The sequence below is a fragment of the Acinetobacter sp. AR_0276 genome (assembly GCF_003000705.1).
GTDB lineage: Bacteria > Pseudomonadota > Gammaproteobacteria > Pseudomonadales > Moraxellaceae > Acinetobacter > Acinetobacter nosocomialis.
The window spans coordinates 2982096-2995021 of sequence record NZ_PSQO01000004.1 but is presented as its reverse complement, the minus strand read 5'-3'; the positions used below and the strand labels follow the sequence as shown (position 1 = coordinate 2995021).

The following is a 12926-nucleotide window of genomic DNA, read 5'->3' as shown; positions in this document are numbered from 1 at the left end:
AAAAAATTTAAATAATATTTATTATTATAAAACATAGACTTATTTAAATAAATTAAAGACTCGCCGTAATTAATTGCTTGGTATATTCAGTTTTAGGGTCATTAAATAACTGTTCAGTCAGCTGATATTCAACAACTTTTGCATGCCGTAATACCATCACTTTATGACACAGTGCTTTAACCACATTTAAATCATGACTAATAAAAATATAGCTTAGGTGCTCAGTTTGTTGTAAACGTCGCAATAATTGAATCATGGCTTTTTGAGTCGTTCGATCTAAGGCGGACGTTGGCTCATCTAAAATTAAAAGTTTAGGTTGAACCACTAAAGCTCGTGCTAGAGCAACGCGTTGACGTTGTCCACCCGAAAGCTCGTGCGGATAGCGGTGTTGAAAGTCTTTAGCCAACTCAACTTTTACTAAAGCAGATTTAACTTGCTGTTTGATCTCGTGATCGGCTACAGCTTTCACTTTTAAGCCTTCAGCAATAATCTGCCCTACCGTCATACGCGGGTTTAAACTACCAAATGGGTCTTGGAAAACAATTTGTAAGTCTGACCTAATCTTACGCAAAGCTTTTTGTTCTAAGTAGTTTATGTCTTGCCCTAAAAAGATAATTTGCCCCTCACTTTTAATTAATCGAACCAGAGCCAAAGCCAATGAGGTTTTACCCGAACCACTCTCCCCCACAACGCCTAATGCTTCGCCTTGGGCAAGCTCAAAGCTTACATTTTCAATAGCAGTGGTATAACCCTGAATACGGTTAAAGAAACCACGTCGAATTGGATATTTAACATTGAGTTGTTGAACAGATAAAATGTTATGACTGATTGAAGGCTGCTCAGCAAAACCAAGATCATGATCTAACAGTTGCTGAGTATAAATTGACGCAGGATTTTTAAAGATTTGCTGAAGCTGACCTTGCTCTACAACTTGTCCTTCGTGTAATACAATCAGCTCATTGGCATAACGGCGTACCAAATTTAAATCATGGCTAATCAAAATTAGCGCCATGCCATATTTACTTTGCAAAGACCTCAGTAACTCTAAAATTTGCGTCTGTAAAATCACATCAAGCGCGGTAGTTGGTTCATCTGCAATTAAAATTTTAGGTTGAAGCGCTAGCGCAGCCGCAATCATCACCCGCTGTTTTTGTCCACCTGAAAGCTCATGTGGATAACGTTTTAAAATGTACTCTGGATTAGCAATTCCTACGTCTTTTAATAATTGAATTACCTGCTGCTGAGCTTTTGCCTTTGACCAACCTTGTAAAATGAAATGTTCACCGACAATTTTTTCAACACGATGCAATGGGTTTAAAGCCGTAGAAGGCTCCTGAAAAATCATGGCAATTTGGCGGCCACGTATATGTGTTTTTGTCTTTTCATCTGTTTCTAAAATATTTTTTGAATCAATAATAATACGACCAGATGTTTTTAATTTTTCTGGTAATAATCCCATCATTGCCAAACAGCTTATTGTCTTACCTGAACCACTTTCCCCTACAATTGCAAGCGTATCTCCAGCTTGCAAATTTAAATTGAGACCCTCCAATAAAAGCTGATCTTGTGTAGAGATTGAAAGGTTTTCTATATTTAGCAATGTAGCATCTACATTTAAGTTATTTTCTTGGGTCAAATGCATCGCGTGCCGCCTCCCCAATATAAATTAATAATGACAACACAAAAGCCAAGCTAAAAAAGCCCGATAAAGCCAACCACGGTGCATCTAAGTTATTTTTACCTTGCAACAACAACTCACCTAAAGAGGCAGCATCTGGCGGTAAACCATAGCCCAAGAAATCGAGTGCGGTTAAAGCAATAATATTAGTAGTCAAAATAAAAGGTAATTGCGACAGGCTAGAACTTATGGCATTTGGCAAAATGTGCTTAAAGATAATTGCTCTATCAGTTACACCTAAAGCCTGAGCCGCACGCACATAGTCAAGTTGACGCGCTTTTAAAAATTCGGCACGGACAATTCCTACCAGTACAGTCCAGCTAAAGAACAGCATAATAAAAAATAGCCAATATACATTTGGGGTAAACATGCTGACTAAAATCATGACCATAAAGAGCATGGGTAAACCATTCCAGACTTCTACCAGTCGTTGCCCCAACAAATCAACCCAGCCACCATAGTAACCTTGTATAGCACCCACAAAAATACCAAGTAGTGCTGCACAAGCTGTTAAAGCCAAGCCGAAAAGTAATGAGACTCTAAGCCCATAGAGAATACGTGCAAGCACGTCTCGCCCTTGGTCATCTGTCCCTAACCAGTTCTGCTTAGAAGGTGGCGATGGCACAGGTACAGCCAAGTCTAAATTAGGAGTCTGGTAAGAAAATCTTATAAGGGGCCAAATTGCCCATCCGTTATGATTGATAAGCTCTTGTACAGCGGGGTCTTTATAATCTGCTTCTGTTTCAAACACGCCACCAAAAGTAGTTTCGGGATATGATTTAAAAACAGGCAAATAATAAGCGTCCTCATATTTCACCAACAATGGTTTATCGTTAGCAATGAACTCAGCAGCTAAAGACATCGCCAAAATGAGGCTAAACAAAACAAAGCTTGCCCAACCTAATTTATGTTGCCTAAACTTTTGCAGCCGTGACTGCACAATTAAAGACATTATTTGCCTCCTTGTGCGTCAAAGTGAATACGCGGATCAATCCATTGATACAGCACATCGCAAATAAGTCGTAAAAGTAGACTAAACAGCGTGAAGAAAAACAATACGCCGAAAATAACCGGATAGTCTCGTTGAACAATCGCTTCAAAACCTAATAATCCCACACCATCTAGGTGAAAAATAATTTCAATGAAAAGGTTTCCGACAAAGAAAATACCTGCCAAAGTCTCCGGCAATCCGGCGAGTACCACTAAAATGGCATTGCGAAATACATGTTTATATAAAACTTGCTGGCTATTTAGGCCTTTTGCGTAAGCTGCCAAGACATAAGGTTTATTGAGTTCTTCTAAAAATGAATACTTAGTTAAATAAGTTAGGCTCGCAAAACCACCTAAGACCATCGTAATAAGTGGCAAAGTCATATGCCATAAATAGTCCGTAATTTTTCCAAAAAAACTCAATTGATGAAAGTTATCTGATACCAGGCTTTGCAATGGAAACCAGTGAAAATATGACCCACCCGCAAAAAAAACAATAAGCAGTATGCCAAAGACAAAGCTGGGTACCGCATAACCCACCACTAGCAATAAAGAAGTGGAACGATCAAACCAAGAACCTTGTTGTTTCGCTTTTTTAATTCCAAGTGGAATTGAAATAAGATAAATCAGCAAAGTGCTCCATAGCCCAATCGAGATCGACACAGGCATTTTTTCCCAAAGCAACTCAACTACTGGTTTATCTTTAAAAAAGCTTTGTCCAAAGTCTAAAGTCAAATAGCCCTTTAACATCAGTAAAAAACGTTCTACTGGAGGATGGTCAAAACCGTATTGTGCTTTAATTTGCTCTACCATTTCGGGGCTTAATCCTTTAGCACCCTGATAGTACATTTCAGTACCTAATATCCGCCCTGCTCCTACGCCACTTTCTACCTCATGGATTGCTTGTTCTACAGGTCCACCCGGTGCAATTTGCACGACCACAAAGTTGATCAATAAAATAATGAACAACGTTGGAATCATTAAAAGAAGTCGCTTAAGAATATATGAACCCATATAACAGGATTTCCTTTAGATACGTGCTTTTATTGTTGATGTAAATATTGGGCAATTTTTTTGGCTTGGTTTGGATTACTCCACCAATACTCTATACCAGCCGAGAGCACAGGTTTCACTTTAGGTTGCTGATACATATTCCAGTACGCATACCAATAATCCCCTTTCCCATAAGTCGGGATCTGGTAATATCCTGCGCGAAGCAATCGGTCAAGAACATGAGTATAAGTGATTTGCTGATCACGGTCTTTGGCAGTCACCAGTTTTGAAATGACTTCATCAATAACCGGATTACGAATACCAGCGTAATTATAGTTACCATCTTGAACTGCTGCGGCACTTCCCCAGAACTGAGCCTGTTCATTGCCCGGATTTAAAGATTGCGGCAAATTCATCGTAGTCATGTCAAAGTCATAACGGCGTGTACGCTCTAAATATTGCGGCGCATCAACCTGCCGTAAATTAATATTAATTCCTAATTTTTTTAAATTTCTTACAAATGGCATCAGTGTTCTTTGTTTGCCATCTTGCTGAATGAGGAACTCAATTTTTACAGGCTGGCCTTCAGGAGTATATAACTGCCCTTCTTTGATTTTATAGCCTGCTTGAATGAGTAATTGTCTTGCGATTAATAAGTTTTGACGGTTAAAACCACTGGCATCCGAGACCGGATATTTCCAGTCTGTCAAAACAGCTTTTTGCATGACTGGAGAAAGCTTTGGCAAAAGAGGCTTTAATATAGTGAGCTCACTCTTTGAAGGACGTCCTGTTGCTGACAACTCACTATTTTCAAAATAACTTTGTAGTCTTAGATATTGTCCATAAAACAAAGCTTTATTTTGCCATTCAAAGTCATAGACATAGGTTAAGGCTTGTCTAAAGTGAATATCGTTTAAAGGTTTTTGTCGTGTGTTAAACACATAACTTTCAGTTGCAATCGGATTATGGTGTCTAAACTTATATAGCGTGATTAAACCTGATTTTACCGCTGGAAACTTGTAGTCAGTGACCCATTTTTTAGGATTAGTTTCTTCATGCAAGGTATATTGCCCAGATTTAAAACCTTCGAATGCAATATCCCAATTTCGGTAATAAACATATTTTAAATGGTCGAAGTTATAGCGCCCTTTATTAATAGGCAAATCTTTTGCCCAATAATTTGGGTTTCGTTTATAGCTAATACTACGTCCAGCATCAATCTTCTCAACCACATACGGCCCTGAACCTATAATCGGTTGCAAAGTAATACGAGTAAAGTCACGGTTCTGCCAGTCTGCTTTTGAGTAAATCGGTAAGCTCGCCACAACAAATGGCATTTTTGGATTATGGCTAGACTTAAAAGTGAATTTAACTTGATGAGGATTTATAACTTCTGTTTTTGCCAAGTCGGCAAGATACATTTGTAGGCCAAAATTAGATTTGGTTTGATAGATATCAAAGCTAAATTTTACATCCGTTGCTGTTAAAGGCTGTCCATTACTAAAGCGTGCTTTGGGATTTAAATAGAAGGTAATCGATTGCGTTCTTTCTGGATCATAGGAAACTCTCTCAGCTAAAAGTGGATATAAAACTCCAACTTCATCGAGTGACTGAGTCATTAAAGTATCAAAAAGATAATTTACTCCTTCTGTCGCGTTCCCCTTACCGTTCATGCTGTTTAAATTATCAAAAGTCCCTTGCGCAGCCCGACTCAATACTCCACCTTTTGGTGCATTCGGATTGGCATAAGGCATTGCAGCCATTGTTAAATATTTAGGCTTAGAGTGAATTGCGATATAAGGCGTGATTTGCTGTGCAGAGAATACAACTTGTGAAAAGACACTGAGCCCGACTAGCAGGCTCAGTTGAGGATATAACTTTTGCATAAAGTTCTAATTATTCTATAAATTAGGCACTTTAATAATATCGCCAATACGTAATTGAGTCGACGGTGTTAAGTTATTGAGTTCCGCCAGTAAAGTAGTTTCTAAACCATATTTACTTGCAAGACCAATTAAAGTATCACCACGTTTAACTTTGTATTCCACAACAGTTTTTGGAATTACAATATTTTGTCCGCGCTGTAAGTTTGCATTTGCTTTTAATGCATTCATTTCAGCAAGTTCACGAACTGAAATACCTGCACGGCTTGCAATCGTATGTAACGACTCGCCAGCTTTAACCGTATACTTTTCAGTATTTTTTCCGGCTGCAACAGGTTTAGCTGCTGATTTCGCCGTATCAACTTTTGCTGTTTCTACTGGTGGCACATCACCTGTTAATTTTAAACGTTGACCAACACGAACATTACTGTTACGAGATAAACCATTCAATGAGGCAAGGTAATCTAACTGCAAATGATAGCGGTTGGCGATATTCCCTAAGCTATCACCAGATTTGACCGTATAAGTCTCTGGCGTTTCTTCTTTGACATTTTTAGTAGAAGTCTTGCTTGGTGTTTCAACCTCACCTGTCAATTTTAAACGCTGACCAGCACGAACACCTGCTGTACGCGACAAACCATTTAAATCAGCCAAATAACTGGTTTGTAAGTTATATTTAGCTGCAATCGCATGCAAGCTATCGCCAGATTGAACAACATAGTGATCTGGAACACTTACACCAGCAGGTACTTTTAAGTTTTGACCAAGCTGTACATGGCTATTGGCTTTTAAGTTATTTAGTTCAGCAAGTTCAGCTAGGCTAATTTTAGACTTGATCGCGATACTTGATAATGTATCACCACGCTGCACTTTATAGCTTTCAGTTTTATACGACGGTCCTGCTGCAAGTTTTTCATATTTACCAGAAGCTTTATTATCATCAACTTCATCGACAGTAACTTCTTTTGCAGGTACATTGATTTTCTGACCAACCATTAAGTTACTACCAGCCGACAATCCTGGCGTTAGCTCTGCTAATTCTTGGTTAGATAATGCGTAACGATCTGCAATTAACTTCAAATATTCGCCGCGTTTAACTGTATAGCTTTTTGTTGCAATACGACGTGTACTTGCCTGAACTGCTTTAGGTTGTTCTGCTTTAGCAGAAGTACGGTTGCCTTTAGGCTCTTTTAAATGCAACTTTTGGCCAACAAATAGACCATCGCTTACCGATAAATCGTTGTATTCAGCAAGCTGTTTCACAGACAAATTAAATTGATTTGCCACTCCCGTTAAGCTGTCATTTGCTTGAACAACATATACATCAGGTTTAGCTGCCGATTTTGCAGTAGATTCAACCTCTTGCGGTTTAGCATCATACAAATACAGGCTAGTTCCTACAAATAATGTCTTTTCAGGATCAATCTGGTTCCACTTAGCGACATCGCGCCAGTTCACACCATTTTTCATCGCAATAATTGCTAATGTATCACCCGGTTGTACGGTATAGGTACTACGCTTACCTTTAGGCTGTACAACAACAACATCAGTATCCGTTTTAATGTAAGGCTTATCTTTATTACGCTGACCATCTTCAGAGTTCGCAACACTTGCATCTTCAGCTAAAGTTTTCGGGTAAGCAAAGCCTTTACTTAATTCTTTACCTTGCTGTTCAGCAACTGACAAACTCGTTTGAATCGCAGTTAGCTTAATTTTACCGTCATAAGGATCAACAATTTCGGTACCTTGCGGTGCAATTGCTTTTAGCTCGGCAACCACTTGGTCTTTTTCAGCTTGTGTAGCTTGCGGCTGTAAAGCTTGCTCAACTGTTTCTTTCTCACCTTCAGCACGAACTGCCGCTAAAATTTTCTCACGCTCAACTGCTGAAATTGGCGGTTCTGTTCTTACAGGTTTTACATTGGTCGCAGGTGTGACTGCAACTGGAATACGTGGTGCACTCGGTACATCAGCTGAGGCGGCAAAAGCAGCTAAAGCATCAGATCCACGAGGTGTAGAAGTTTTTACCGTTACAGAGCTACCGGTTGTTTTGGTAGGTGTAGTTGGTCTTACAGGCTGAACCTGTGTCGCCGGTGTAGTTTTAACAGTAACTGAAGTTGAGGTGGTTGTAGTTGGTTTAGATGGAGATGTGACATTTGCCCACCAACCTGAACTGCTACCACCAGCTTTCATGGCTTTTAATTTGTTATCAACTGACGGGCTTACATCAGCTGGAATTAAAATACGCATTGGGCTTGCAGGGTCTACTGTTTCACCACGATAGCCTGGGTTTAATGCATATAGCTCAGCACGGCTAAGACCAGTTACTGATGCAATTTCATTTAAAGACAATGGTGCAGATAACGTGACTTCACGGAAATGGGGTCTGTTTGCAATCGGCGGTAATGAAACCCCATAAGCACGCGGATTTTTAATAATTTGAGCAACTGCCAAGAAACGTGGAACATAGTTCATGGTTTCTTGTGGAAGTTTTAGTGACCAGTAGTCCGTTGGTAGACCTGCAGCCTGATTTCGGTTAATCGCTTGTTGAATACGCCCCGGACCAGCGTTATAAGCTGCTAAAGCCAACTCCCATGAACCAAACTGGTTATATAAGCTTCCTAAAAACTCATACGCAGCACGTGTAGATTCAACAACATCACGACGACCATCGTACATACCCGTTTGTTGTAAACCATAAATACGACCAGTACTTGGAATAAACTGCCATAAGCCTGCTGCTGCTGCACTACTTGTTGCAGCAGGGTCATATGAACTTTCAATCACGGGTAATAATGCAAGTTCGGTTGGAAGACCACGGCGTTCTGCTTCTTTCACAGTATGATATAAATAACGACTTGCGCGAGCACTTAAACGGTCAAGGTAGGGCTGACGTGAGATAAACCAACTACGCTGCGCTTCAATGCGTGGATCCCAATGATTGAGGTCCATTTTGAAGCCTACAGCCATACGCTTCCAGACGTCACCGTGTTTTAAAATAAGTAAACGGTCGCCTTCTACAGCACGCATATCCGTTGCTGAAAGTAAATCTTCTAACGAGTCCAGACTGCTTGCATCAAGATAGCCTGCTCCACTGACCTGTTTTGTTTTCGAGGTTTTTGCAGATTGCGGAGTCGAAGAACAGCCTGTTGTAATACCCAACGCAGCTAAAGCAGAGCTAAGTACTGTAATTTTGAATAATGATGCTGCAGATGGCTGCCACACAAATGTGGTTGGTTTATACATAAAAACTTCCAAACAACTCGCGTAATATTTCTTGGGGTCTGCCCACAAACCCTAGGTCTTCGATGCCATTGTAGTAAAGCATGCAAGATAGACAAGGCAATAATTTAATGTCATTTGCATGGAAATGTTACAAGAAATTAAAAAAAGCTTGCTTTGTAACGATGGAACCGAACTTTTTGCGTATACAATACACCATATTCAGTTCTTTTTCTTTCAGTTTAGGTTTCGATTTATGTCTCAAACAATCACACTGTATGTTGATGGTGCATGTCGTGGCAATCCCGGTTTAGGTGGTTGGGGTGCATATGTCATTACCGAACAGGGTGAACATAAATTATTTGGCGGCGAACCCGACACAACCAATAACCGTATGGAACTTACTGCGGCTATTGAAGGAATTTCTTTTTGCCCTCCTGATGCACAATTAATTGTCTGGACAGACTCAAATTATGTAAAGCAAGGCATTACAGAATGGATTCATGGCTGGAAAAAGAAAAATTGGAAAGATGTTAAAAATCCTGACCTATGGCAAAAACTTGATGCTGTTTGCGCAGGTAGAAATATTGAATGGAACTGGATTAAAGGTCATGCAGGACATCCTGGCAATGAAATGGCAGACCAACTTGCAAATTTAGGTGCAGATAAAACAGCTCAAGAAATCAAGCAACCACAGTCTGTGGCTGCACCGCAAGATATAAAAAAGCCTGAACAGGACTGGTTGCTAGATGATCCTTTCGGGTTTGATCTGGTTGAAACAAGCGAAGATGAAGATGTGGCTCTTGAACCATCACAAGAAGTTGAGATGAATACTTTAGACGAAGAAGTAAATGAGATTGAAGCTGTAGAGCAAGAAACAAAGCAACAAAGTAGCAATATTCATCCTCAAATTATTGTTACCGAAGCAAAGCTTAAATTACAAGGCCCTCGTCAGCTCATTCTCGATACTGAAACGACTGGTTTTTATTTCCAAGATGGCGACCGTATTATTGAAGTCGGCGCCATCGAAATGATTAACCGTAAGCTTACAGGCAGTTCGATTCATATTTATATTAACCCTGAAAAACCAGTGGGTGAGTCAGAAAACATTCACGGTATCAGTGATGATTTCTTAAAAGATAAACCTGTCTATGCGGACATTGCAGATACTTTATTTGAGTATCTAAAGGGTGCAGAAATTATCGCTCATAACGCAACCTTCGATATGAACTTCCTAGATATGGAGTTTAGACGTGTTGGGTTACCTGCTCTTTCAGAAGTTTGTGAAGTTACCGATACTTTAGCTTTAGCCAAAAATAAGCATCCTGGACAGAAAAACTCACTTGATGCCTTAGTTAGACGTTATGAAATTCCAGCGCGCGACCGTACCTTCCATGGTGCGTTACTCGATGCTGAAATTCTTTCTGATGTTTACTTGGCAATGACTGGTGGTCAAGTTTCCTTTGATATGGATGCGCTCTCTCAAAGCGAAAGTGATCAACAAAAAACAACCAAAGCTAGAATTCAAATTGATTTACCCGTTATTTACCCTTCAGATGAAGAGTTGAACATACATGAGACTTGGGTCAAAGAATTTGAGAAAAAACATGGAGAACCTTGCTTTTTTGCAAAATAAATTTTTGATTCTCTAATGTTTTTTTAGTTTCCCCTTTTGCAAGTTAAGTTATATTAGTCATATAGATTTTTAGCTCAAAATATTGAGCCATGACGAATATAACAATTGATTTTTTTTGCAAAGGGGAATTTTTATGTCTGAGCATAATTCGATCCAATTTGATCCAACAGCGTTACTTATTATCAAGAATGAAATTGATAACTCAATAAAACTGGTGGAAGGTGCTGTAAGTACATTAATTGAAGAGCAGGCTCTCCCTTTTGGTATTGATGATGCATTAGAACAATTTAAACAATGCACTCAAGTATTACGCCTCATTGATATCCCCTATTTAGCAAAAATCACTCAATATTCAACCGAGTTGATGCAAAAAATTATGGCTAAGCCCGAACACATCAACACCGATGAGGTTGTTGCTCTAAGTGAAGGCACGACTATGGTGAAACGCTATATTGAGTTTATTTGTTTACGTGAAGTTGAAGTCCCTCAGTTTCTTTTGGACACTCTAAACAATTTAGAAAAAGCCTTAAACAAGCCATTAACTTCATCTGGCCAGCAGATTGCTTCAAACCTTACAACAACTTCACTTGAGTTACCGTTACCCGAAGTGCTCATCAATGAAAAAACTCAATTTATCCATCAACTTTATAAATTATCTTTGCATCAGTTTTTAAATAAAACTGAAAGTGCTCGAGACTTTCAGGCATTCAAACTTGTTGGTAGCTATTTAATCAGTATGGCTCATGGTCAACCAAGCCAACAATATTGGCAATTAGTGAACTCCACCTTTAATCATATTGATGAACTTGTTTTAAATGATGCTCGCTTACGTGTATTGATTAATCTTGAAAATGCTATAGGCCTATTTTTAGCATCGCCAGAAAGCTTTGAAGCAAAATTAACTGCATTAGCAGATATCATCAGTATTGTAATTGGACAAGAAGATCACCTCGCAAAGCAAATTCGTGGGCAACTAAACATTGGTCATGAGTTTCTCACCGACACTCAACTTAAAGCACTGAGCCAACATTTGTATGGACCAGACTTTGATACCATGCAAACGGTCAGTCAATTAATCTTAAGCGAAATGAATAAAGTTCGTAATGATATTGAATATAACTACCAAAACATGTCGCCAGAAAAGGCTCAGCAACTTCAAAGCAGCCTTATGCAACTTGCTCATACTTTTAAATTACTTAACTTAAATGAAGCTGCTTCAGAGCTTTCCCAACAAGCCAGCAGTTTAAGTCAAATCAATATATTGAGTAATGAAAACTATGCTCAGCAGCTCATGAAGAGCATTTTATCTGCTATGAACGCTATTGGTATTTTAGTACGCAATTATTCATCCAACCGTCTACAAATTCGTGTGAACAACACTAATATTTCTTTAGATCGCTTAGATGAAGCACATGAAATGTTATTAAATGAGACAAAAAATTTAATCGATTTTGTATGCCAAAGTTTGACCTTATATGCCAACGATCAAACTCAAAATATTGAAGCGATTGCAGGCTCATTAAAAGAATTGGCTGGCGCGGCTGAATTTTTAGGAAGTACGGTTCAACAAAATGCTCTGCTTGAAACTGCTAAATTTGTACAGCAGCAAATCGAACAGAACCAACCTTTTAGTCACGACCAGATTCACTGTATTTTTAACGTATTAGCTGGACTAGATATGTTAGTTGACAATTTAAAAAATAAACAGCCTGTTCTACAATCCATGTTTGATGTAGCATTGCTAAGTAGTCAACAACTTCAAAAAAAGGCAGCTTAATGTCTGAATTATCACTTGCTTATATTTTTCATCACCAACAATTATTGGTTGACCAAAACTTCCAATTACCCAAAGTCGAAAAGTTAGCAAGTGATCTGCTTTTCACTCATGACGAACAGGTCATTGCACGTGACCTGCTGAGTGAAGAAGCTATACCGGAAGGTCTGCAACTCGTTCCAATTCGTCAACTTATTTCCAACTGGTCAAAAGAGCAATTTTTACAGGCAAGTCGTGCTGTACAGTTGCTCGAATGGCGACGTAATCACAAATTTTGTAGCCACTGTGGACACGCTACCGAAGTCCACTCAACCGAATATGCAATGGTATGCCCTGCTTGCGGTTATCATCAGTACCCTCGCGTAAACCCATGTATCATTACTATCATTACTAAAGGTGATGATGAAATCTTATTAGCAAAATCAATTCACAATAAAACCAACATGTATGGTTTGATTGCAGGTTTTGTCGAAGTTGGCGAAACTCTTGAAGAAGCTGTTCAACGCGAAGCTTTAGAAGAAGTGGGGCTTAAACTCAAAAATATCCAATATATGTCAAGTCAACCTTGGCCGTTTCCAAGTAATCTTATGATTGCGTTTAGAGCTGAATATGAGTCAGGTGAAATTTCTTTGCAGGAAGATGAAATTGCCGATGCGCAGTTCTTTAAATTTGATCAGCTTCCTGAAATTCCATTTAAAGGCAGTATTGCACACGCAATGATTACGCAGATTACTCAAGCAAAGTAATCTGCGC

At 39.1% G+C, this 12926-nt stretch carries 8 protein-coding genes; 3 read left to right on the top strand and 5 right to left on the bottom strand.

Annotated features, from left to right (window positions below):
- Positions 1-52: 52 nt before the first annotated feature.
- Genes CSB87_RS15085 through CSB87_RS15065 form a run of 5 tightly spaced genes read right to left on the bottom strand, consistent with a single transcriptional unit; the run spans position 53 to position 8787 of the window.
- Entirely contained in the window at positions 53-1642 is a 1590-nt protein-coding gene (locus CSB87_RS15085; RefSeq protein WP_004888152.1) for an ABC transporter ATP-binding protein, read from the bottom strand.
- Positions 1620-2630, bottom strand: a complete 1011-nt coding sequence (locus CSB87_RS15080; RefSeq protein WP_004888153.1) for an ABC transporter permease — start codon at positions 2628-2630, stop codon at positions 1620-1622. The genes CSB87_RS15085 and CSB87_RS15080 overlap by 23 nt, the downstream gene beginning before the upstream one ends.
- Entirely contained in the window at positions 2630-3682 is a 1053-nt protein-coding gene (gene yejB, locus CSB87_RS15075) for a microcin C ABC transporter permease YejB (protein ID WP_004888156.1), read from the bottom strand. The genes CSB87_RS15080 and yejB overlap by 1 nt, the downstream gene beginning before the upstream one ends.
- A 29-nt stretch (positions 3683-3711) precedes the next feature.
- Positions 3712-5547 (bottom strand): extracellular solute-binding protein, encoded by a 1836-nt coding sequence (locus CSB87_RS15070; RefSeq protein WP_004888157.1) that lies wholly within the window; start codon positions 5545-5547, stop codon positions 3712-3714.
- A gap of 15 nt (positions 5548-5562) precedes the next feature.
- On the bottom strand, positions 5563-8787 hold the full coding sequence (locus CSB87_RS15065) for a lytic transglycosylase (protein WP_004888159.1): 3225 nt from the start codon (positions 8785-8787) through the stop codon (positions 5563-5565).
- Positions 8788-9019: 232 nt separating this feature from the next.
- Here CSB87_RS15065 and dnaQ point away from each other — a divergent pair, with 232 nt between their 5' ends.
- The 3 genes from dnaQ (at position 9020) to nudC (ending at position 12919) form a co-directional block, all read left to right on the top strand.
- Complete coding sequence (gene dnaQ / locus CSB87_RS15060; protein WP_004888160.1) at positions 9020-10399, top strand: DNA polymerase III subunit epsilon; 1380 nt, start codon at positions 9020-9022, stop codon at positions 10397-10399.
- A gap of 133 nt (positions 10400-10532) precedes the next feature.
- On the top strand, positions 10533-12176 hold the full coding sequence (locus CSB87_RS15055) for a hypothetical protein (RefSeq protein WP_004888161.1): 1644 nt from the start codon (positions 10533-10535) through the stop codon (positions 12174-12176).
- The gene (gene nudC / locus CSB87_RS15050; protein WP_004709985.1) at positions 12176-12919 is read left to right on the top strand and encodes an NAD(+) diphosphatase; all 744 of its coding nucleotides are present in this window, start codon (positions 12176-12178) and stop codon (positions 12917-12919) included. Before CSB87_RS15055 ends, nudC begins: the two co-directional genes overlap by 1 nt.
- The last annotated feature ends 7 nt before the right edge of the window (positions 12920-12926 follow it).

What these genes read in the sequence shown, in the direction of transcription:
- CSB87_RS15080 (WP_004888153.1), bottom strand. Translation starts at nt 2,630, where the DNA reads ATGTCTTTAATTGTGCAGTCACGGCTGCAAAAGTTTAGGCAACATAAA.
- CSB87_RS15065 (WP_004888159.1), bottom strand. Translation starts at nt 8,787, where the DNA reads ATGTATAAACCAACCACATTTGTGTGGCAGCCATCTGCAGCATCATTA.
- yejB (WP_004888156.1), bottom strand. Translation starts at nt 3,682, where the DNA reads ATGGGTTCATATATTCTTAAGCGACTTCTTTTAATGATTCCAACGTTG.
- nudC (WP_004709985.1), top strand. Translation starts at nt 12,176, where the DNA reads ATGTCTGAATTATCACTTGCTTATATTTTTCATCACCAACAATTATTG.
- CSB87_RS15085 (WP_004888152.1), bottom strand. Translation starts at nt 1,642, where the DNA reads ATGCATTTGACCCAAGAAAATAACTTAAATGTAGATGCTACATTGCTA.
- CSB87_RS15055 (WP_004888161.1), top strand. Translation starts at nt 10,533, where the DNA reads ATGTCTGAGCATAATTCGATCCAATTTGATCCAACAGCGTTACTTATT.
- CSB87_RS15070 (WP_004888157.1), bottom strand. Translation starts at nt 5,547, where the DNA reads ATGCAAAAGTTATATCCTCAACTGAGCCTGCTAGTCGGGCTCAGTGTC.
- dnaQ (WP_004888160.1), top strand. Translation starts at nt 9,020, where the DNA reads ATGTCTCAAACAATCACACTGTATGTTGATGGTGCATGTCGTGGCAAT.